The organism is Aurantimonas marianensis (genome assembly GCF_024195285.1).
GTDB classification, from domain to species: domain Bacteria; phylum Pseudomonadota; class Alphaproteobacteria; order Rhizobiales; family Rhizobiaceae; genus Aurantimonas; species Aurantimonas marianensis.
In genome coordinates, this window is the sequence record NZ_JALHBS010000002.1 from 1 (window position 1) to 20,130 (window position 20,130).

The following is a 20,130-nucleotide window of genomic DNA, read 5'->3' on the forward strand; positions in this document are numbered from 1 at the left end:
CTCTTGAAGACGATGTCGAAACGACTGACCCGGACCGTTGCCGGCAGAGGGATCGTGGGCCGTCTCAGCGGCGACGAATTCGCCCTCATCATTCCCGATGCGGGAGATCGGGCCGAGCTGGAGCGACTGGCCCAGCACATCATCGACGCGATGGCGGAGCCGTTCGATCTGGATGGTCACCATGTCACCGTGGGCATAAGCATCGGCATCGCGCGCGGCACCGAGGCGACCACGACTCCGGAAGATATCGTCCGGAACGCCGATATGGCGCTTTATCGCGCGAAGGCCGAGGGGCGCGGGGTCTTCCGCTTTTTCGAGCAGGGCATGGACTCGGCCATGATACGCCGGCGCCAACTTGAGATGGATTTGCGCCAGGCAATTCAGGACGAGCAGTTCACGCTGCATTTCCAACCGATCATGGACGTCGCCTCCGGGCGTGTGGTCGCCTTTGAATCCCTGTTGCGGTGGAACCACCCGTTGCACGGCTCCATCCCGCCAAACGAATTCATTCCGGTGGCCGAGGAGGCCGGCCTCATCGGCCGGCTGGGAGGGTGGGTGATCCGGCAAGCCTGTCGCGCGGCCGCGGAGTGGCCGCGGGACATCAGGGTCGCTGTCAATCTGTCGCCGTTGCAATTCGGGGACCGTAACCACGTCTCCGTGGTGGCCGAGTCACTGAACCAGGCGGGTCTCGATGCCGGTCGGCTGGAATTGGAGATCACCGAATCCGTCCTTTTGAACGACAGCGAGGCGAATTTGCAGATCCTGGGCGACTTGCGCCGCCTCGGCGCGCACATCGTCATGGATGATTTCGGCACCGGTTATTCCAGCCTGGGATATCTTCGCAGCTTTCCCTTCGACAAGATCAAGATCGACAAGAGCTTCATCGACGAAATTCCGGCGAATCGCGGAAGTGGCGCGATCATCAAGGCGATCACCGAGCTGGCGAGAAATCTCGGCATGGCGACCACGGCGGAGGGCGTGGAGAGCCGTGAACAGCTCGACTATCTGAGGCTGCAAGGCTGCTCGGAAGTTCAGGGCTACCATTTCAGCCCGGCCAGACCCGCCGACGAAATCCCCGCCCTCCTCGCAAGATTGACGGCGGAGGCCATGCGGCAGGTGACGATCGAGGAGGACGCTCGGCCAGCGCGTTCGCAACGAGCCGAAACAGCCTGAGACTCGAACCGGTGGATCGAGGGTGGATGCTCGTCCACCGGTGCGTGGCCCGAAGGGTCCTGTCTGCCGCGCCCGGTCCACCACAGCATGGCGAGTGGCTCAGGTGGCGCCACTAGCCTTCACCGCGACGAGGAAGACCACCGGGTTCTTTGTCGGCTGCCAGTCGTGGGCGATGGTGAAGCCGTGCCGCTTCAGGCTGGCTTCGAGATCCGCCTTGCCGAAGACCCTGACGAGGGGGAAGACGCCGAAAAGCCGGCCGATCGGTGCCACCAGCTTGAACCATTTCATCCCGTCCGCCAGACATGCGGTGCTGGTGACGAAGGCGCCGCCCGGCTTCAGGAGGGCCGCGACCCTGGCGATGACGCCGTCCCTGTCCTCCACGAGATGCAGGAGGTTGAGGGCGAGGATCGCGTCGAAGCTTTCCTCGGGGGCGGCAATGTCCTCGATCGCCGCGCATTCGAACGAGACGTTCGCGACGCCGCCCTCCTTGGCTCTCTCGCGGGCGATGGCGATCATGTTCGGGGAAATGTCGGTCGCCCGGATGTGACTGACGTAAGGGGCGTGGGCGATCGCCGTCGAGCCGGTACCGCAACCGAGCTCCAGAACCTCCATGTCGGGCTGCAGATAGTCGCGGGTAATCCGCAGCTTGGTCCGGTAGGTGGCCTCATCGGCGATCGGGCGCCGGGCGTAGCGGGCCGCGTTTCTGTCCCAGAATCCGGCGGCGGGACGCGTGCTGCCAGTCGCGGAGGAGGCGGCGGTCTTTCGGGTCATTCCCCCATGTCGCATGCCGTCTCCGGCCTGTCGACGCCGAGCGTGTCGAGTTCGGAGATCCGGTGCAAAAAGCCCTCCTGCGGCGAGGCGGAGACCACCGAGGCTTCGGTGCCCAAGAGCACCGGCTGGCGCAATTGCCAGTCCCAGTCGCGAAACGTCAGCCGCTGGCCCTTGAAGGCGGCGACGGTGAAATCCGGCCCCTTGATGAAGGCGTCGATCGTCGCCGGGTCGGCCGACCCGGTGCGCGATGCGGCCTCGCCGATCACCCTTATCGCCGTCCAGACCTGCATGTCCTTCGATTCCATGCGGCGGCCGGCGACATCCTGGAAGCGGTTCTGGATCTGCGCGCCGCCCCATTGCTCGCTGGCCGGATGCCAGGAGCCGGGTACCAGACCGGCGGTGCCGGCGACCGGGCGCGGCAGCCAGGTGCGCCAGGGCACATAGGTGCCGAACACCTCGCTCTCGTCGGCAACCAGGAGGACGTCGTGCTCGGGCAGATCCTGCAGGAACACCGGGATCTGGCGCTGCACCAGCGCCTGGCCGGAATCGGTGGCGCGGGCGCCGCCCTTGTCCTCGAAGATCTTTTCCGCGACGATCTTGCCGCCGAATTTCTTGGCGGAGCGCTTCAGCGCCGCGGCGAAAAGCCGGTCGTTTTCGTGGTCGCCCTCGACCAGCGCCCAGTTCCGCCACTGCTTCCACATGAGGTATTGCGCGAGACCATCGGTCAGCATCGCGCGCGAGGGAGCAGTGTGCAGCAGGTTGGCGCGGCAGCCCTCGCCGCGCAGCCGGTCGTCGGTCGCGCCGGCATTGAGGACAAGGGCGTTCTGCGCCTTGGCGAGATCGGCCACTGTCAGCGTATCCTCCGGCGACAGATCGGTGACGATGTAGTGGATACCGCTCGCGAGCATGTCTTGCGCCGGCTGGGTCACGTCGTCGCCGGGGGCGAGGGTGGTCACGTCGAGGGTGAAGTCCTGGCCCATGAAGGAGCCGGTGGTGTTGTTGTCGGCGATCGCCACCGTCGCGCCGGCAAGGCCGATGTCGGCCGGCGGAATGTCGAGGGCAGACAGGGCGAGGGTACGCTCGTAGCTGCGCAGGAAGCCGATCTTCACCGTCTGCGCCGCGGGCTGGGCGGTCGCGGCGGCGGCTGGCGCGGGGGCGGTCGCGGCGGCGGCTGGCGCGGGGGCGGTTGCGGTCTGTGCGGGCGCTCCGGTCGTCAGGAGCATGAGCATCGCGGTCCCGTAAAGGGCCCGCCGCAAGCGGTCTGCGGTTCTCTTCGACAAGGTCGGTTCCTCCCGTATCGACGTCGGCTCCGGTGGCCGACCCTCGCAAATTAGCGTTTGCGCTCCACCCTTCAGCGGCTATGAATCGCCCCTGTGGTTGGGCGCCGCATCTTGGACGGACGAGAGCTCTCATGTGTTACGGACCCGGCATCCCGAGACAAGCGCGATTTTTTCCCGTTGTCCTGGCACTGCTTCTGGCCACTCCCGCCTTCGCGGCGGAAAAGACTGTTGCCGTGTTCGATTTCGAACTGATCGATTCGTCCCTCGAAGGTTCGATGATCGGAAAGAACCCGGACGAGCAGGTGCGGCTTGAAACCATGGCGCCGGCGTTGCGAGAGGATATCGATAAGCTCGAAGGCTATGCCAGCGTCGACATCGCGCCGGTGCGCGACAAGGCGCTGGCGCAGAATCTGGAAAGCTGCGGCAATTGCGCGCTGAGCTTCGCCAAGACGCTCGGCGCCGACATCGCCGTCACCGGTACCGTCCAGAAGGTGTCGAACCTCATACTCAACATCAACGCCTATGCCTTCGACGTGAAGAGCGGGCAGGCGATCGCGCGCGGCAGCGCCGACATCCGCTCCAACACCGACGAAAGCTGGCGGCGGGGGATCGCCTATCTGTGGAAGAACGTCCTGAAAAGACAGTTCGAGGCGGCGCCTTGATCCGCCTGCTGGCCAGCGTCACCGGCCCCGAGGAGGCCGAGATCGTCATCGAAGGCGGCGCCGATTTCGTCGACCTGAAGGACCCGTCGCGTGGCGCACTCGGCGCGGTGTCGCCATCGGTTCTCGAGGCGACGCTGCGGGCCGTCGCCGGCCGGCGGCCGGTCTCGGCGGTGGCCGGCGACCTGCCGATGCAGCCGGACGTCGTCAGGCGCGCTGTCGAGGCACGGCGGGCGGCCGACTATGTGAAGATCGGCCTGTTTCCGGCGAGCCGCGAGGAGAGGCTCGCGGTGATCGCGGCGTTGCGGGAGCCAGCGTCCCGTACCCGGCTGATCGCGGTGTTCTTCGCCGATGGCGATCCGGACTTCACGCTGTTGCCGGTGCTGGCCGAGGCCGGATTTGCCGGCGCGATGATCGACACGATCGGCAAATCCAGCGGCCGGCTGCTCAAGCAGCTGTCGTTGGCCGCATTAGGGGATTTCGTGGCGACCGCGAGAAACCTCGGGCTGCTGACCGGGCTCGCCGGATCGCTGGAGCCGCCCGATGTGCCGCGGCTCGCGGTGCTTGAACCCGACTATCTCGGCTTTCGCGGCGCCCTGACGGCGGGGCCGCGGGACGGGCCGGTCGATCTCGGTGCGGTGCGGGCGATCCGCGCGCTGATCCCGGCGGAGACGGCGTCCAACTCACACTCCGTGCCGGCGGCGGGGCGCGGCGACCTTATATTCGTGCGCGACTTCACCTTGCCGATGGAAATCGGCGCCTATGGCCACGAGCGCGGCCGCGCGCAACAGGTGCGATTTTCCGTCGAAGCCGAGATCGACCCGATCGTCGCGGGCGTGCGGACGATGGCCGAGATCTATTCCTACGACGTGATTATCGACGCGATCCGCAGCCTTGCGGAGCGGGGGCACACGGACCTTGTCGAGACGCTGGCGCTGGAACTCGCCGACACCGTGCTCGCCGACGCTCGGGTCCGCGAAGTGACGGTGCGGGTCGAGAAGCTCGAGCTCGGCCCGGCGGCGGTCGGGATCGCGGTCACGCGAGGGCGCGCGGCTTCCGCCCCGTAGGCTAGAAAGCGGCCATGCAAAATCAGCACTTTACAGCGGCCGCGAAGCGTCGTTTGCTGATCGTCAACCGCTGGGCGCCACCTGGCTCCCGCGGATAATTCGAGCCGCCGAACAAGGCTGCCGGTGAGAATGAGACGCAAGGCCGGCCGGCCTCGCATCTCGGGGAGAGACGCATCCGAAGGGCAGGTGGGCAAAGCATGAAGGATATTCTGGTCGTCAAGTTCGGCGGGAGTTGCGCCGCGTCATCCGACCTTTCCCGCTGGGTCGCGGCGATCGAGCAGGCGCGATTACCGATCGTCGTGGTGCCGGGCGGCGGGCCATTCGCCAATGCCGTGCGGCGTTACCAGCCGCGCATGGGATACGGCGACGAGGCGGCGCACGAGATGGCGATCCTGGCCATGGAACAGTGCGGCTGCGCGCTCGCCTCTCTCGGCAAGCGGATGGTGAAGGCGACGGACGAAGCCGCGATCCTGGCGGCCCTTGAGCGCGGACACATTCCGGTCTGGATGCCACGCCATCTGGTCCTTTCAGCGCCCGAGATCGCCAGGGACTGGAGTGTGACTTCCGACAGCCTCGCCGCCTGGCTGGCGGGACGACTGCCCGGGGCGCGGCTTTGCCTATGCAAGCAGATCGATCTGCCGGAAAACGCCACGATCGACGCCCTCGCCGGGGCGCAGATCGTCGACGAAAGCTTCACCGATCTTCTTCACCCGTCGACGCAGGTCTATGTCGCGGGGCCCGCCGACCTGTCGCTCGCCGGGCTGCGCCTCGCCGAGGGCCAGATTCCGGGGCATCCGGTCATGCGACGACGCGCGCTCGTTGCGGCAAACGCCGGGTGAGACGAAGTCGCGGCGATCCGGGCTTGGCGCTCCGCCCGCCCGGCGGCTTTGCAACCACTCCGGAATGGTCGACATAGCCGGTCATGGCGACGGAAAAGCTGCTCTTTCTGACCGGACATCTGGCGCGGCCCCGTCTCGAACGCCTGCTGCAAGGGCTCGGAGCGACCGAATTCGACTGGGCGATCGCCGACATCGGCGTCAAGGTCGCGGCGCTTGCCACCGGCGAGATCATCGCGCGGCGGCTGGAACAGCCGGTGGTAGCGGATCGCGTCATCCTGCCCGGCCGCTGCCGGGCGGATATCGACCACCTCTCGCAACATTTCGGGGTCCCTTTCGTGCGCGGGCCGGATGAGCTGGCGGATTTGCCCGCCTTTCTCGGCCGCAAGGGCGCGCCGCCGGATCTGTCGCGGCACGACATGCGCATCTTCGCCGAAATCGTCGATGCCTCGGCACTGACCGTCGACGAGATCGTCCGGCGGGCAGAGGCGATGCGGGCGGCCGGCGCCGACGTCATCGACCTCGGCTGCCTGCCCGAAACGCCCTTTGCCCACCTGGAAGACGCGGTGCGGGCGCTGAAGGGCGAGGGTCACCGTGTCAGCGTCGATTCCGCCGATTCGAACGAGCTTGCCCGGGGCAACCGTGCGGGGGCCGACTTCCTCCTGTCCCTGACCGAGGCGACGCTGGCGATCGCCGGGGAGGGGGAAGCGGTGCCGATTCTCGTGCCGGCGAAACCGCGGGATTTCGGCTCGCTGGAACGGGCGGTCGCCGGCGCGCGGGAAATGGGCATCGCCTTTATTGCCGACCCGATCCTCGATCCGATCCATTTCGGCTTCGCCGACTCGCTGGTCCGCTATCATCGCCTTCGTCAGGCCTTTCCGGACGTCGAGATCCTGATGGGCACCGGCAATCTCACCGAACTGACCGACGCCGACACGTCCGGTGTCACGGCAATGCTGCTGGGCGTCTGCTCGGAGCTCCAGATTCGCAACCTTCTCGTCGTCCATGTCAGTCCCCACACGCGGGCGACGATCGCCGAGCATGACGCGGCAAGGCGGATGCTCTTCGCTGCCCGCGAGGATGGCGCGCTGCCACGCGGATACTCGAAGGCGCTATTGCAGGTGCACGACGTCAAGCCTTTCGCATCGACGCCGGAGGAGCTTGCCGAGCAGGCGGCGGCGATCAGGGACCGCAACTACCGGATCGAGATCGCCGAGGACGGCATCCACCTTTACAATCGCGACGGCCATTTCATCGCAACCGACGCGTTCGAGCTTTTCCCGAAGATCGCGGTCGAGGGCGACACCGGCCACGCCTTCTATCTCGGCGCCGAGTTGCAGAAGGCGGAGATCGCCTGGCGGCTCGGCAAGCGCTACGCCCAAGACGGATCGCTCGATTTCGGCGTCGCCGCGCCGCCGCGCGAGGAGGACCGGACGAGGCTCGAAGCGGCGGGGCACACGTTAAAGGCGAAGACGCCATCATCGTAGCGGCGGATCGCCCTGCGGCTTCCATCAAGAGAGAGCGATGCCCTATATCCGCGAGACCATCCTGACCACCTGCTCCGCTTCGGGCGAGGGTCACATCGCGCCGCTCGGGATTATCCAGGACGGCGAAGGCTGGGTGGTCGCGCCATTCCGCCCCTCGACGACGCTGGTCAATCTGGAGGCGACCGGAGTCGCCGTCGTCAACTATACCGACGAGGCCAAGATCTTCGCCGGCTGCCTGACCGGGCGCAAGGACTGGCCGCTGACGTCGATCGAGGGCTGCAACGTGCCGCGGCTCGAGGCGGCGCTCGCCCATGACGTTCTGGAAGTCGTCACCGTCACGCCGGACGCGCAGCGGCCGCGCTTTACCTGCCGGGTCGCGGCCTCCGGTCAGCACCGGCCGTTCCAGGGGATGAACCGGGCCAAGGCCGCGGTGCTGGAGGCGGCGATCCTGGTCAGCCGGCTCCATATGCTGCCGGCCGAGAAGATCGAGGACGAGATCGCTTACTTGAAGATTGCGATCGACAAGACCGCCGGCCCCGACGAGGAACAGGCGTGGTATTGGCTGTTGGAGAAGGTGATCGATCACTTGGCGGAGCTGGAGCGAACGGGACCGGCTGTCCGATCAACCGCGGATCGAGACTGAGAACGGCATGGCACGGCGGCGTAACGCCGCAGTGGCGCGAACCTTTCCGCCGCTATCTAGTTAACCCTTCTGATTTCGAACCATTCCAGCCTCAAGCTCCTTTCAGCCGGCGGCGGATGACGAAACCGAAGGGAACAATCGTGATCCAACTCACCATCAACGGTGCCGAGCATCGACTCGACATCGATGTCCGGACGACACTGCTCGATGCGTTGCGCAACCACCTCGAACTGACCGGTACCAAGAAGGGATGCGACCATGGCCAGTGCGGCGCCTGCACCGTCCTTGTCAACGGCCGCCGGGTCAACTCCTGTCTGACGCTCGCCGTCATGCACGAAGGGGACGAGATCACGACCATCGAAGGCCTCGGTGCTCCCGGGAATCTGCATCCCATGCAGGAAAGCTTCCTGCATCACGACGGTTTCCAGTGCGGCTATTGCACGCCGGGGCAGATCGTCTCCGCTGTCGGCATGCTCGACGAGGTGAAGGACGGATGGCCGAGCCATGTCAGCAACGGCGTTGAAAACGCGCCGGACCTGACCGACGCGGAAATCTCGGAGCGGATGAGCGGTAATCTGTGCCGATGCTCCTGCTACCCGAATATTGTCGACGCCATCCGCCACGTCCATTCGGAGGCGGGCGAATGAAACCTTTCGACTACATTCGGGCGGAACAGACCGGCGGCGCGACGCACGCGGCAGCCGGTGGAGACGCCGCCTTCATCGCCGGGGGCACCAACCTCCTCGACCTGATGAAACTCGAGGTCATGGCGCCCGCCAAGGTCGTCGACATCAACCGACTGGATCTTGACGGGATCACCGTGACGGATGACGGCGGATTGCGCATCGGCGCCCTCGTCACCAACAGCGACCTGGCGGCCGATCCCCGCGTGCGGCGGGACTACGCGGTACTGTCGCGGGCACTGCTCGCGGGGGCAAGTGGGCAGCTCCGCAACAAGGCCACCACCGGTGGCAATCTCCTGCAGCGGACGCGCTGCAACTATTTCTATGACACTGCCACACCATGCAACAAGCGCGAGCCGGGCTCCGGCTGCGGCGCGATCGGCGGCTTCAACCGCATCCATGCGATCCTCGGCGCCAGCGAACGCTGCATCGCCACGCATCCGAGCGACATGGCGGTGGCAATGCGCGCGCTTGGCGCCGAGGTGAATCTGGAGGCACCCGGCGGCGCCACCCGCACCCTGCCGCTCGGCGCCTTTTATCGCTTGCCCGGCGACACGCCGCAGGTGGAGACCACGCTTGAACCCGGCGAATTGATCACCGCCGTGGTGTTGCCCAAACCCGTGGGCGGCTGCCATCTCTACCGCAAGGTGCGCGATCGCGCCTCGTATGCTTTCGCGCTGGTCTCGGTCGCCGCGATCGTGCGCATGGATGGGGGGCGGATCGGCGAGGCTTCGCTCGCCTTCGGCGGCCTCGCGCCGATGCCCTGGCGCAATCTCGAAGTCGAGAAGCTGCTCCAGGCGGAGGCCCCGTCGGAGGCGTTGTTCGACCGAGCCGCCGACGCGTTGCTTCGCGATGCGAAGGGCCATGGCCACAACGACTTCAAGATACCGCTGGCCCGCAGCACGCTCAAGGCGGTGCTCGCCGAGGCCACCGCGACAGGAGACGCCGCATGAGCGCATATTTGAAGATGGACGAGGTCGATCGCCGTCACCGTTTGGACGATATGGTTCAGGGTGTGATCGGCCAGCCGCTCGACCGCCCCGAGGGGCCGCTCAAGGTCTCCGGCCGGGCGCCCTACGCGCATGAATGGCATCCGGAGGGCATGGCGCACGGCGTGCTGGTACGCGCGACGATCGCCCGCGGCAGGCTGAGCGGCATGGATACGGAGGCGGTTACGGCGATGCCGGGCGTCCTCGCGGTCCTGACCGGCGACAAGTTCCTGCGTAATCCGGCCCAGGGCACCGCTGACGAAGCGCCGGTCCAGGGTGCGTCCGACATTGCCTATTTCGGCCAGCCGGTCGCGCTCGTCGTTGCCGAGACATTCGAGCAGGCCCGACACGGCGCGCAGGCGCTCAAGCTGACGCTGGAGACGGGCGCCGACCCGGTGATCGACGCCGAAGCCGAAGGCGTCTCGCTGGAGACGCCGAAGAAGAAGCAGCTCGAGCAAGGCGATCTTGACCGCGCCATGGCCGAGGCAGCGTTCACCGTGGACGAGATTTACCGCACGCCAAGCCACAACAGCGCCGCGATGGAACCGCACGCCTCGGTCGCGGTCTGGGACGGCGACACACTGCTTCTACGTGGCAGCTACCAGATGCTGAAATACAACCGCAATGAGCTGGCCGACTCGCTGGGCATCGAGCCCGAGAAAGTGCGCATTCTGTCGCCCTATGTCGGCGGCGGCTTCGGGTCGAAGCTCGGCATCGCCCCGGAGGCGGTCGCCGCGGCGCTTGGCGCCAAGGAGGTCGGACGTCCCGTGTCGGTGGCGCTCACCCGCCAGCAGGTGTTCGAGACGACGATGCGTCGCTCGGAAACGCGCCAGCGCGTCCGCCTTGCCGCCGACGCCGACGGTCGGCTGACGGGGATTTCGCATGAAAGCCTGGTCTCGAATCTGCCCGACGAAGTGTTCTCCGAGCCCGTGGCGCAGGCGACGCATTTTCTCTACCGCGGCGAGAACCGGCGCATCGTGCACCAGATCGCGCGGCTGAACCGGACCTGTGCGGGCTCCGTGCGCGCGCCGGGCGAGGCAGTGGGGGTGACCATCATTGAGACGGCGATGGACGAGTTGGCGGTCGCCACGGGCCTTGATCCGGTGGAGTTGCGGCTGCGGAACATTCCCGATCGCGATCCCGAAAAGGACATCCCGTTCTCGTCGCACACGCTTGCGGAAGCGCTGAAGGAAGGCGCGCGCCGTTTCGGGTGGGACAATCGCCAGACGGAGCCCGGCAGCCGGCGCGAGGGCGAGTGGCTGATCGGCATGGGCATGGCGTCGGCCGTGCGGGTCAACATGTTGGCCGAAAGCGAGGCGCGAGTGCGGCTCGATCCCGACGGTACCGCCAAGGTCGAGACGGACATGACCGACATCGGTACCGGCACCTATGCCATCCTCACCCAGATTGCCGCCGAGATGCTCGGCCTGCCGGTCGACAATGTCACGACGATCCTCGGCGACACCGAGCTGCCGCCGGCGTCCGGCTCCGGTGGCTCCTGGGGGGCGATGTCGAGCGGCACTTCGGTGTTTCTCGCCTGCGAGGAACTGCGTCGTCAGATTTGCGCCCGGTTCGACTGCGCCGAGGACGATCTGACACTGAAGGACGGGCGCGCCATCGCCGGCAACCGGGCGGTGCCGCTGGCCGAACTGCTCGACGGGGAAAGCCTTGTGGCAGAGGGCCATGTCGAGCCCGGCAAGACTAGCAAGGCGGTGCGCCAGTCCACGTTCGGCTCGCATTTCGCCGAGGTAGCCGTCAACGCCGTGACCGGCGAAACGCGAGTGCGGCGGATGCTCGGGGTCTTTGCCGCGGGGCGGATTCTCAACGAGAAGACAGCTCGCTCCCAGTGCCTGGGCGGCATGACCTTCGGCATCGGTATGGCGCTGACCGAGGATCTCGTTCCCGATCCCCGTGACGGCCACATCGTCAATCGCGACTTCGCGGAATACCATCTTCCGGTGAATGCGGACGTGCCGCAGCAGGAGGTGCATTTCCTGGAAGAGCGCGACCCCTGGGCCAATCCGCTCGGCGCCAAGGGCATCGGCGAGCTGAGCATCTGCGGTTCGGCGGCGGCCATCAACAACGCGATCTACAACGCCTGCGGCGTTCGCGTCCGCGACTATCCGGCAACCTTGGACAAGGTGCTGGCCGGAATGTCCGCCGATCTCCCTGCGGGGTAAGCGGATGCAATGGGGCAGGCGATAGTCCCCCCCGGGGGGGGGGGGCGGCGAGGCCGGCGCCGTTTTCACGCACGCCGGCCCGGACCTCTACTCAGGCGATAATGGCCGCTTTGGCGCCGGCGACGATCGGTTCGGCGGTCGTGGCGATGATGGGCGACAGGAAGCGTGATTCCGCCTGATAGCTGTAGGCGTCCGTGGCCGGATCATACTCCAGGATCTGGCTCTGCAGCGTGCCCTGATAGGTGAAGGCGAGCTCACCGGGCGGGACGGTGAAATTGATCGTCTCGGAAGTCTCCTTCGAATATTGCTCGGTGAAGGAGATCGAAAAGCCGACTGTCACCTTGCCCTTCACCAGCACGATCCCGGCCTCGAATTCGGCGCCGATGCTGATCTCCTGCGTGCTGGAGAAAGAAAAGCCGGTGGTGACGCTCTTGGCGTAGCTGGACGTCGCCTTGGAGCGGGTATTGTCGATGCTGCCGATATTCTGAAGATCCGGCGCGAACATCACGATGACCTGCGCCTTCTGCGAGGTGGCGACCAGGGGCAGGCTCTTGCGGAAGGTGGTGCCGTTGGCGGGCGGGCGCTGATCGTAGATCTCGACAGTGGTGTCCCGGGCGGGGATGCCGCCGACCAGATAGCCGCGACCGCCGAAGGATCTGCCCTTGAAATGCGCCTGGGCGGCGGCGAGGTCGGCTTGCATGGTGGCAAGGTCGCTGTAGAGCACGGCGCGGGCCGTCACGTCGAGCGTCGTGTCGTGCTTGACGGCCTGCTTCTTGTGCTTGTAGTCCTTGATCATCAGGTGCCAGTCGACGCCGAGCACCCCGATCGCATCGGCCTCCTTCGTGTTCGGATCGTAGCCCTCGACCAGGAAGATGACGCGACTGTCCTTCTTGTCGTAGTCCCGGGCCTGAGCGTCGTCGAGCGGGCTGATCGCGTTGGAGAACACCGACTCGATCGAGCCCTTGTCCAAGCCCTTGACCAGGGCCGAGGACGCGGTGGTGGCGAGATTGGCGAAGGCGCTCTTGATCGACTCCACAGAATCATACCGCCGTTTGAAATTCTCCGCATCGGTCGTGCCGGTGAAGCTGGGACGATTGGCGTGCAGCCAGTCGAAATGTTCCTGGTAGACGAGATATTCCAGATCCGCCGCGTAGCCCAGCGCGGTGCTGCTCGGCATCCAATTTCCGACGGAGGATTCGACGAAATCGCCCAGCATGCCTTCCAGCGGCTTTTCGCTCTTCGCCGCCGGCTTGAGGATGCTGTAGGTCTCGACGGCGCCGTTAGGAATGCTGGCTAGAACGTCCTTGATGTATTCCTTCAGAAACGACGGATCCGTGTATTCGCAATTCAAGCCGATATTATGAAGTTGCTTCTTCAATTCCTCAGGCGTCAGCGCCGTCGGCGTTGCCGGATCCAAATCGATCTTGATCGTCTTTTGGGGGATGGGCATCGGGGCTTCCTTTCATGACAAAGCAATGAAGCGGAAAGGCCGGCACGCAGCGCCGGGAAAAGGCGCGACAGGGAGTGCGGGCAGCAGTAAGTCTGCTGCAACCATGACGTTTGGTCAATATTTAAATACAATTTTACGTTGTAGTACGGATGGGTGCGAGAATCCCGTTCGTTTTCAGGTAATTATCTCGCATCGCTTGGCTGGCGGTGCGGCGTCCCTGGGAGGCCGGGATTTGGCGGCTGCGGCGTGATGGCCCGGAGTGGCAGTCGCCGTTTGATTGCGGCGAGCGCCGGATTGGCTCAGCCGCGGCTTTCGGCCAACAGCGCCAGAGCCGCCGCCGGCGCGGCGCGGCAGATGTCGTCGCGCATGTCGCCCGGGCAATCGAACAGATCGGAGAAGTCGACGACGCCGCGGTCGAGGCGGGCTGCGAGGCGCCGCAGCACGGGCCGACCGGCGCCGGCGACGACCACAGGCGCGTCGTCGCTCAGATCCTCGCGCGACAACACCTGCAGCGCCGCGTCGTGGATGTGCCGCATCTGCGCCTCGGCAAAGGCGTGGGCAAGCCATTCCCAGGCGCCGTCCCCGGCCTCCGCGGCATCCATTCCGACCATGCGGGCCAGCCGCCGGCGTGAAGCATCGATCGTCTTTTCCTGATTGTCGGCGGCCGGATGCAGATCGTCGGCCTCGTCGAGTATGCCGATGACGCGCTGGACGTCGGCCATGGCGGCAAAATGCTCGTTCATCACCGGGATCGAGCGGCCGGCGAAGGGAACACGCTTTTCCACCGCCATGAGGGGGGTGCGGGTATAGCCCTGGTAGACGAGTTCGCCCTCGACGAGGCGATCGCGGTCGGTGAAGCCCCGGGCGCGGACCTGGCCATCGCTGACCGGCACGATGTCCGTCGTGGTCGAGCCCATGTCCAGAAACAGCGCCTCCTCGATCGAGGCGGCCGCCAGCGCCGCGCTCGCGTGCCAGTTCGCCGAGGCGATCTCGGCGGCATGGGCGCCGGCATCGCTCGTCGAGACGAAGCCCGCCGGGCCGGCATAGAGCGAGATGTCGCCGGACAAACGCTCGGTGAAGACCCGGGTCAGATGCGCGACCCCCTCGGGCCGGGACGCGAATATGTCGGAGAGTTCCCCGGTCATGGTGATGGCGTGGCGATCGACGCCGGCCACCTCGGAAAAGATCTTGGCGAGAGCGGCATCGAGATGATCGAGGCCCTGCCAGATCGGACTTGGCTCCTGCCAGACCTTCAGGACGCGATCCCCGTCGGCCAGCGCCGCCTTCAAATGCGCGCCGCCGACATCCCACCCCAGCGTTCTCGTCATGCTCTTCCCGTCCACTTCTGATATGCGCCCTCCTATACCATCGAATGTTCACGCGACGCGACCCGGAGGGTTCATGCGGATTATTCCCGTGCTCGATATCAAGAGCGGCCTTGTCGTGCGCGGCGTCATGGGCGATCGCCAAAACTACCGGCCGATCGAAACACCGCTCAGCGCCAGCGCCGATCCGGTCGCGGTCGCCAAGGGGATGGCGGGACTGGGAACCTTCTCAGCTTTTTATGTTGCTGATCTCGACGCGATCGAGGGGCGGCCGGCGAACGCGGCCGCGCTCGCCGCGCTGAGCGCCGCCTTTCCGAAGACGGCGTTCTGGGTCGATGCCGGGCTGGAGACGGCGGCCGAGGCCGAACGCCTGCAACGGGCGCCGCGCCAGCACGCGGTGATGGGTACCGAATCGATCGTGGATGCGGCGGCGCTTGCGGCGCTTACCCGCCCGGAGCGGGTCATCCTGTCGCTGGATTTCAAGGGCGACGCGTTTCTGGGGCCGCCGGAGATTCTTCAGAATACGAACCACTGGCCCGACCGGGTGATCGTCATGACGCTTTCGCGGGTCGGCAGCGGCGCCGGCCCGGACCTTGACCGTTTGGGCGCCATCGTCGCGCGCGCCGAGGGACGAGCTGTCTTTGCTGCCGGCGGGGTCAGGGGGCCGGAGGATGTCGAGGCGCTGGAACAGGCCGGTGTCGCCGGCGCGCTGGTGTCGACGGCGCTGCATGACGGGCGACTGTCGCCGGAGGTCTTGCGGCGTTTTGCCGATCGGGGGCAATGAAAAGGGGCCGCTTGAGCCCCTTTTCCTGTGGTTCGCTTCCTTGGAAGGCCGGTCTCTACTGGAAACCGAATTTGGCGGCCAATCGCCGGAGAAGGCCGGCGGGCATCGCCGGCTTGTCGTCTTTTCCGGGATGGTTTCTTGTCTAAGTCCCGGCGAACGGGTGCGCCGCCGTGCCCTTCTTGGCCACGACTTCCTGCGCCGTCGGCGTGCCCTTGATGGCGCGCTCGATCGACTCCATTGTCGCCTGGTAGTTGTAGTCGCGGATCTTCGCGTCGTCCTCGGCTTCCCAGTGGATGAAGACGCCGACGCAGATGAACAGGTCGTCGGCCTCGGCGGCCGGGATGATCCCCTTTTCGACCGAGTCGGCGACGGCGCGCGCCACGGCGGTCTGGGCCGGGCCGAACATCTGGACGGCCTGCTTGGCGCCCTTGATGGTGACCTTGTTGAACATCACCGTGTTCGGCTTGCACGGAAGGTTCGGGGCCACCACCGCGAGCAGCGTGGTGAAGCCGTCCTTGTTGTTGGTCAGCGAGTTGCAGAACGCCGCCTCCGCGGCGCTGCCGCGCGGTCCGATGATGAGGTCGATATGGGCGACTTCGTTGCCCTCGCCGACGAGCGATTCGCCGACCATTACCTTGTTGACGGTTGCCATGAGCTATTCCTCCACAAATAGTCTGCTAACTGGTCCGGCGTCCCCGCCGGCCCGGTTAAAGAACTTCCGATTCCCGAAAGGCAAACATCTCCACGCGCCTGGATTTAGGCCGCACGACCGTTCCTCCTCCCGGTCGCCGGACCCGACAGGTCCGGCATACGGCTATCCTTGTTGGCGGCGTCCCGCACGGGACCGGTTAGCCAGATAGCAAAAGGGTCAAAGGCCCCCTATGAACGACAGTCAATCACCACCGAAGGGCTTCCGCAAGCTTCATCGCGAAAAGGCTGGCGACGGTCAGATCGGCGGACGTGCCGGCGTTGACGCCTTCGCCTTTGAGCTCGGCGTCGAAGCCGAGCGCGAGCGCGAGCGCCGCGTCGGGATTTGCTTCCTGCTTCAGATGCTTGGCGAACGTGGCCATGCGCGCCCGCACCGCTTCGGCGCGGCCGGGGCCAAATTTTCGCAGGATATGGCTGTCGGGGAAACGGCTGGAGAAGGCGAGGAAACAGTCCATGGCCGGGCCAAGTCCCGGCCATGGGGCGACGGCGGGATCAGCCGCTGCGATCGCGGAAACGCCGATCTCGAAGACCTCGCGAAATCCATTGGCGTATTGCCGGGCGACGAGATCGTCCGCCTCGGCCAGACGCATCGCCTCGACCAGTCCGATCGACGGCGGCGAGCGGACGTCGTGCGTCGTCCTTTCGCCGAGACCGCCGGGGGAGGCGAGCGCGATCGCGGCGAAGACGTCGCGCGCGTCCTTCGGCCCGAGATCGGCGAGGACGGCTTCCAGCGCCCGGCGTAGTGCGTCAATGGGAGGGCCCGGCTTTGCGAAGAAGTCGCCGGCGACCTCCGCGGCCGCCGCGAGCGGCGCGGCGAGGAGCACGATGCCGAGATTGGTGTTCATGCCGGCCGCCGCCCAGCTGGCCTCGGTGGCGCCCCAAATGCGAGCACCGACGTGGGCACACCGCAAAGCGATGAAGGGTGCCGCCGCGACCGCGCTGGCCTCGAAGATGGCCGCGCTCATCCCGTGGCCAGGGGCGAAACGGTGGACGTTGCCCGGCTTGGCGGCATCGAGTTCAGCCCGGCACGCGGCGAGGAAGGCCGCCTCGATCATGGCCGGTTCGATGCTCATTCCGCGGCCGACAAGGGCCGGGGGACACCGGCGGCGCGCCGCGCGTCTATTCGTGCCAGCAGATCGCCCGCGCGGATCGCGGCGAGATCGCGGCCGGTGGCCTTTTTCAGTCCGGTCCAGGCGGGCATCGAATTGACCTCGATGATCTGCGCGCGCCCGGCTGCGTCGCGCAGGAGATCGACGCCGCAGAAGTCGCCGCCGACGGCTGCCGTGGCGGCGATCGCGAGGGTCTCGAGTTCATTGTCGGGCGGCATCGGCAGCGGCTCGGCGCCTTGCTTGACATTGGTGATCCAGCTGGCGGACTGGCGGCGCATCGATGCGACCGCCCGGCCGCCCGAGATAAGGATGCGGACGTCGCTCCAACGCCCGGCCGTTTCAACTCCGGCGAAGCGCTGCAGATAATAGACCCCGCCGGCGATCTCATCGGCCGGCGGCAGATCGTCGTCGGCGCGGATCAGCTTCAGTCCCTTGCCCTGCGCCCCGAACAGCGGCTTGAGCACCATTGGTCCAGCTTCTGCCGCCATGATCCGCAAGGCCTCGGCGCGGGACTCCACGGCGTAGCTGCGCGGGCTTGGCAGACCCGCGCGGGCAAGCAGGAAGCTGGTCATCGACTTGTCGACACAGTTCTCTATGGCCCGCGCATCGTTCGACACGAAGACTCCAAGCTGCGCCAAGGCGTGCAGCACACCGAGCCGGCGGGTTACCTGCTCGAAACTGCCGGCGTCCATGGCGCGGACACAGACCGCATCGGGAAGGTTTTGGCCGAAATGCGGGATGGTCAGCCCGCTGGCCGAGCCGGTGTCGAAGCCGATCTCGGCGAGACCCGACGTATAGACCTGCGCGCCGCGCTCGCGCATCGCCCGGATCAACTCACGTGCGTGCCGGTCGATCCGGGCGGTGACGAGCAGGATCCGCGCCGGACCCAGGGAGCGCGCATCAGTCAAGGGACGCGTCGACGCGCTTTGGATCGACCGCGCCGCCTCTGAATGTCTCGCCGGTATCGAGCGCGACGATGGCGACCTCGGCCGGTGAAAACAGCATCGGGTCGATCTTGTAGAAATCGCCTTCGGATCGGCGGAAGATCTCGGCAAAAGGCGTGCCGTAATCCTTCGACGTGCTGCTCGGAAGCTGCTCGGCGAGGCTCCTGGCGTCGGCGGCGGGACCGGTGACGTGGAGGAGGATGCGGCCGCCGTAGATGACCGCGTCGTTGGTGCGACCCATCGCCGTCACCAAATCCGGGTGCGGCGGGCTGAGCGGGGCGCCACCCATGCCCTCGACGATGCGCGACAGGTCGAATTTCAATGCATGTGCCTTGTGCAGCGCGACCTCGAGGACGCGGCCCACGATCTGCACCGAGCCGGCAAGGCTCTGGGTCGGCGCGAAGATGACGACGAGATTTTCCGGGGCGACATCGCAGTCCGCGGCGATCTGGCGGACGAGCTTCTCGGGTGGCGGGCTGGCGGCTTCGAGCACCAGCGTGGCGACGTCGCCGCGGTCGGCATAGACGATATCCTTGAACAACTCCTCCTTGCCGGCGAGCGCCCGGGCTGGACCCGAGCCCATCGAGAAATAGGAATCCTCGCCGTCGCCATTCGTCAGCTTCCAGCCGGCATATTGGCTGCCGAGGCAGGCCACGACCGGCTGCGAGGAGCGGACGGTCAAGCTGAACGGCCAGCGCGGCAGATGTGACGCCGCTTGAATGCTGACCGTGCCGAGGCCGCCGAGACAGATCTCGGTGATCAGCCGGCCCGCCTCGAGGCTGCCGGGAACCGATGCGCCCGCGTCGATCAGGGTCTCCCCGGCCGCGCCCGTCGCGATGGCGAGCCTGAGTTCGGCGGGCCGCGTCTTCATCATAGCGATCAGGGGGAGAACGCCCTGGTTCACCGATAGTCTTTGGGCCCCGCTCATGCCGCTTTCCTCCTTCCTCGTTCTTGCATGTCGGCGAGGCGACTGTCGAACAGAGCCCGCGCCGCGGCCGGGGTCGCCGCCTCGGCGACGATCGTGCAAAGCGGCTGGCCGGCATGGAACGTGGCCGGCACGCCTGTGCGGTCGCGCGTCCAGTTCGGCCAGACGAAGTGCTCCGGCAGCTTGACGTCTGCGTCCGCCCAGGCAAGGCCGGTCGCGCGCGGGCGATGCGGGCCGATGAAGCGGTCCGGCAACCGGCCCAGGCAGGCGCTGAGATGCAGGGCGAAAAGCGGTTGCTCGTCGGTATCGAAGACGTCGATGGTGGCGCCGGCGCGCGGATTGATCTCGAGCAGCACCGGGCCCCCGGGCGCCAGCACGAAATCGACGCTGCAGAGGCCGGTGAGCGGGAGGCACGCGGCGAGGCGTTCGATTTGCGCCAGCATGTCGCGACCGGCCGGCTCCGGCGCCCGCATGGGGCCAACCGCGCCGCCATAACGGTAGGGCTCGGCGGTCGATGGCGCGGACCATTGCCGGGTGAAGCCAAGCAGCGCCACCTTGCGGCCGGCCGCGACGATACCCGCAGACCATCTCTCGCCGGCAACGAAGCGCTGAAAATAGCGATCCGGCGCCGGCGGCGCGCTGGCGGCCGGATGCACATGGCTGCCGCCGGCGCCGCCGATCTGCTTGGACAGCCAATCGGACGCGTCCTCAGGCGGGTCGCGGCGAATTTCGGGATGCGGGACGCCGGCCTCGGCGCAGAGCGCGGCGAAGCGCTCCGGGTCCTTCAGCGTCCGCACGGCATCGGCGTCATTGCCGAGCAGCGGCCAGCGCGCGGCGATCGCCGCGATCAGCTCCGGCCGATCCTCGAAACCGGCGCCATAGACGATGCCGACCGGCGACTGGCCCTTCGCCAACCGGTTCAGAGCGCCTAGAAGATCGGCCCCGTCGAAGCCGTTCGGGTAATGACCCCGCAGAACCTCGCCGCGAAGGGCGCTCTCGTTCAGGTCGAGATCGCCGAAGAAGTCGACCGCCAGCGCGTCGTAGCCGGCGCGCCGCGCGCTTGCGGCGATCTGCCGGGCCGAGAAGGCGGCGACGAGGACGGTCGGGCGGGCCATGG

General features: G+C 66.6%; 19 protein-coding genes. 10 read left to right on the top strand and 9 right to left on the bottom strand.

Features of this window, described 5'->3' with window-relative positions:
* Positions 1 to 1,173: putative bifunctional diguanylate cyclase/phosphodiesterase (locus MJ956_RS00365; protein WP_253962498.1), on the top strand; the 1,173-nt coding region annotated here is incomplete at its 5' end.
* A 99-nt stretch (positions 1,174 to 1,272) separates the two neighbouring features.
* Here MJ956_RS00365 and MJ956_RS00370 read toward each other — a convergent pair.
* Both MJ956_RS00370 and MJ956_RS00375 read right to left on the bottom strand, forming a co-directional pair.
* Entirely contained in the window at positions 1,273 to 1,944 is a 672-nt protein-coding gene (locus MJ956_RS00370) for a class I SAM-dependent methyltransferase (protein ID WP_253962499.1), read from the bottom strand.
* On the bottom strand, positions 1,941 to 3,167 hold the full coding sequence (locus MJ956_RS00375) for an ABC transporter substrate-binding protein (RefSeq protein ID WP_423724764.1): 1,227 nt from the start codon (positions 3,165 to 3,167) through the stop codon (positions 1,941 to 1,943). Before MJ956_RS00375 ends, MJ956_RS00370 begins: the two co-directional genes overlap by 4 nt.
* A gap of 290 nt (positions 3,168 to 3,457) precedes the next feature.
* Here MJ956_RS00375 and MJ956_RS00380 point away from each other — a divergent pair, with 290 nt between their 5' ends.
* The 8 genes from MJ956_RS00380 (at position 3,458) to MJ956_RS00415 (ending at position 11,768) form a co-directional block, all read left to right on the top strand.
* Positions 3,458 to 3,886: a DUF3280 domain-containing protein gene (locus tag MJ956_RS00380; RefSeq protein ID WP_253962501.1), complete on the top strand. Its 429-nt coding sequence runs from the start codon at positions 3,458 to 3,460 to the stop codon at positions 3,884 to 3,886.
* Positions 3,883 to 4,950, top strand: coding sequence for a (5-formylfuran-3-yl)methyl phosphate synthase (locus MJ956_RS00385; RefSeq protein WP_253962502.1), 1,068 nt, complete (start codon positions 3,883 to 3,885; stop codon positions 4,948 to 4,950). The genes MJ956_RS00380 and MJ956_RS00385 overlap by 4 nt, the downstream gene beginning before the upstream one ends.
* A gap of 197 nt (positions 4,951 to 5,147) precedes the next feature.
* Complete coding sequence (locus MJ956_RS00390; protein WP_253962503.1) at positions 5,148 to 5,789, top strand: amino acid kinase family protein; 642 nt, start codon at positions 5,148 to 5,150, stop codon at positions 5,787 to 5,789.
* Between the two features lie 83 nt (positions 5,790 to 5,872).
* On the top strand, positions 5,873 to 7,273 hold the full coding sequence (locus tag MJ956_RS00395; protein WP_253962504.1) for a DUF6513 domain-containing protein: 1,401 nt from the start codon (positions 5,873 to 5,875) through the stop codon (positions 7,271 to 7,273).
* A gap of 37 nt (positions 7,274 to 7,310) precedes the next feature.
* Positions 7,311 to 7,916 carry a DUF447 domain-containing protein gene (locus MJ956_RS00400; RefSeq protein WP_253962505.1) on the top strand — a complete coding sequence of 202 codons (606 nt, stop codon included), beginning with the start codon at positions 7,311 to 7,313 and terminating at the stop codon, positions 7,914 to 7,916.
* Positions 7,917 to 8,032: 116 nt separating this feature from the next.
* The gene (locus MJ956_RS00405) at positions 8,033 to 8,563 is read left to right on the top strand and encodes a 2Fe-2S iron-sulfur cluster-binding protein (protein ID WP_253962506.1); all 531 of its coding nucleotides are present in this window, start codon (positions 8,033 to 8,035) and stop codon (positions 8,561 to 8,563) included.
* On the top strand, positions 8,560 to 9,552 hold the full coding sequence (locus MJ956_RS00410; RefSeq protein ID WP_253962507.1) for an FAD binding domain-containing protein: 993 nt from the start codon (positions 8,560 to 8,562) through the stop codon (positions 9,550 to 9,552). Before MJ956_RS00405 ends, MJ956_RS00410 begins: the two co-directional genes overlap by 4 nt.
* Positions 9,549 to 11,768, top strand: coding sequence for a xanthine dehydrogenase family protein molybdopterin-binding subunit (locus MJ956_RS00415; RefSeq protein WP_253962508.1), 2,220 nt, complete (start codon positions 9,549 to 9,551; stop codon positions 11,766 to 11,768). The genes MJ956_RS00410 and MJ956_RS00415 overlap by 4 nt, the downstream gene beginning before the upstream one ends.
* 91 nt (positions 11,769 to 11,859) lie before the next feature.
* On the opposite strand, the gene MJ956_RS00420 is transcribed toward MJ956_RS00415, so the two are convergent.
* Both MJ956_RS00420 and MJ956_RS00425 read right to left on the bottom strand, forming a co-directional pair.
* The gene (locus MJ956_RS00420) at positions 11,860 to 13,218 is read right to left on the bottom strand and encodes a hypothetical protein (RefSeq protein WP_253962509.1); all 1,359 of its coding nucleotides are present in this window, start codon (positions 13,216 to 13,218) and stop codon (positions 11,860 to 11,862) included.
* 299 nt (positions 13,219 to 13,517) lie between these two features.
* On the bottom strand, positions 13,518 to 14,546 hold the full coding sequence (locus MJ956_RS00425) for a hydantoinase/oxoprolinase family protein (protein WP_253962510.1): 1,029 nt from the start codon (positions 14,544 to 14,546) through the stop codon (positions 13,518 to 13,520).
* Positions 14,547 to 14,619: 73 nt separating this feature from the next.
* Between MJ956_RS00425 and MJ956_RS00430 the strand changes: the two genes are divergently transcribed.
* The gene (locus MJ956_RS00430; RefSeq protein WP_253962511.1) at positions 14,620 to 15,327 is read left to right on the top strand and encodes a HisA/HisF-related TIM barrel protein; all 708 of its coding nucleotides are present in this window, start codon (positions 14,620 to 14,622) and stop codon (positions 15,325 to 15,327) included.
* A gap of 142 nt (positions 15,328 to 15,469) precedes the next feature.
* Here MJ956_RS00430 and fae read toward each other — a convergent pair whose 3' ends face one another.
* The 5 genes from fae to MJ956_RS00455 all read right to left on the bottom strand — a co-directional run bounded on the left by fae (position 15,470) and on the right by MJ956_RS00455 (position 20,128).
* A complete protein-coding gene (gene fae, locus MJ956_RS00435) occupies positions 15,470 to 15,979 on the bottom strand; it encodes a formaldehyde-activating enzyme (protein ID WP_253962512.1) in 510 nt (169 codons plus the stop codon).
* A 244-nt stretch (positions 15,980 to 16,223) separates the two neighbouring features.
* Entirely contained in the window at positions 16,224 to 17,108 is an 885-nt protein-coding gene (locus MJ956_RS00440) for a triphosphoribosyl-dephospho-CoA synthase (protein WP_253962513.1), read from the bottom strand.
* Entirely contained in the window at positions 17,105 to 18,052 is a 948-nt protein-coding gene (locus MJ956_RS00445; protein ID WP_253962514.1) for a RimK family alpha-L-glutamate ligase, read from the bottom strand. Before MJ956_RS00445 ends, MJ956_RS00440 begins: the two co-directional genes overlap by 4 nt.
* Positions 18,045 to 19,016, bottom strand: a complete 972-nt coding sequence (gene mch, locus MJ956_RS00450) for a methenyltetrahydromethanopterin cyclohydrolase (RefSeq protein WP_253962515.1) — start codon at positions 19,014 to 19,016, stop codon at positions 18,045 to 18,047. The genes MJ956_RS00445 and mch overlap by 8 nt, the downstream gene beginning before the upstream one ends.
* Entirely contained in the window at positions 19,013 to 20,128 is a 1,116-nt protein-coding gene (locus MJ956_RS00455; protein ID WP_253962516.1) for an ATP-grasp domain-containing protein, read from the bottom strand. The genes mch and MJ956_RS00455 overlap by 4 nt, the downstream gene beginning before the upstream one ends.
* Between the last annotated feature and the right edge of the window lie 2 nt (positions 20,129 to 20,130).

What these genes read in the sequence shown, in the direction of transcription:
- MJ956_RS00370 (WP_253962499.1), bottom strand. Translation starts at nt 1,944, where the DNA reads ATGACCCGAAAGACCGCCGCCTCCTCCGCGACTGGCAGCACGCGTCCC.
- MJ956_RS00375 (WP_423724764.1), bottom strand. Translation starts at nt 3,167, where the DNA reads ATGCTCCTGACGACCGGAGCGCCCGCACAGACCGCAACCGCCCCCGCG.
- MJ956_RS00390 (WP_253962503.1), top strand. Translation starts at nt 5,148, where the DNA reads ATGAAGGATATTCTGGTCGTCAAGTTCGGCGGGAGTTGCGCCGCGTCA.
- MJ956_RS00395 (WP_253962504.1), top strand. Translation starts at nt 5,873, where the DNA reads ATGGCGACGGAAAAGCTGCTCTTTCTGACCGGACATCTGGCGCGGCCC.
- MJ956_RS00400 (WP_253962505.1), top strand. Translation starts at nt 7,311, where the DNA reads ATGCCCTATATCCGCGAGACCATCCTGACCACCTGCTCCGCTTCGGGC.
- MJ956_RS00405 (WP_253962506.1), top strand. Translation starts at nt 8,033, where the DNA reads ATGACGAAACCGAAGGGAACAATCGTGATCCAACTCACCATCAACGGT.
- MJ956_RS00410 (WP_253962507.1), top strand. Translation starts at nt 8,560, where the DNA reads ATGAAACCTTTCGACTACATTCGGGCGGAACAGACCGGCGGCGCGACG.
- MJ956_RS00415 (WP_253962508.1), top strand. Translation starts at nt 9,549, where the DNA reads ATGAGCGCATATTTGAAGATGGACGAGGTCGATCGCCGTCACCGTTTG.
- MJ956_RS00420 (WP_253962509.1), bottom strand. Translation starts at nt 13,218, where the DNA reads ATGCCCATCCCCCAAAAGACGATCAAGATCGATTTGGATCCGGCAACG.
- MJ956_RS00425 (WP_253962510.1), bottom strand. Translation starts at nt 14,546, where the DNA reads ATGACGAGAACGCTGGGGTGGGATGTCGGCGGCGCGCATTTGAAGGCG.
- MJ956_RS00430 (WP_253962511.1), top strand. Translation starts at nt 14,620, where the DNA reads ATGCGGATTATTCCCGTGCTCGATATCAAGAGCGGCCTTGTCGTGCGC.
- fae (WP_253962512.1), bottom strand. Translation starts at nt 15,979, where the DNA reads ATGGCAACCGTCAACAAGGTAATGGTCGGCGAATCGCTCGTCGGCGAG.
- MJ956_RS00440 (WP_253962513.1), bottom strand. Translation starts at nt 17,108, where the DNA reads ATGAGCATCGAACCGGCCATGATCGAGGCGGCCTTCCTCGCCGCGTGC.
- mch (WP_253962515.1), bottom strand. Translation starts at nt 19,016, where the DNA reads ATGAGCGGGGCCCAAAGACTATCGGTGAACCAGGGCGTTCTCCCCCTG.
- MJ956_RS00455 (WP_253962516.1), bottom strand. Translation starts at nt 20,128, where the DNA reads ATGGCCCGCCCGACCGTCCTCGTCGCCGCCTTCTCGGCCCGGCAGATC.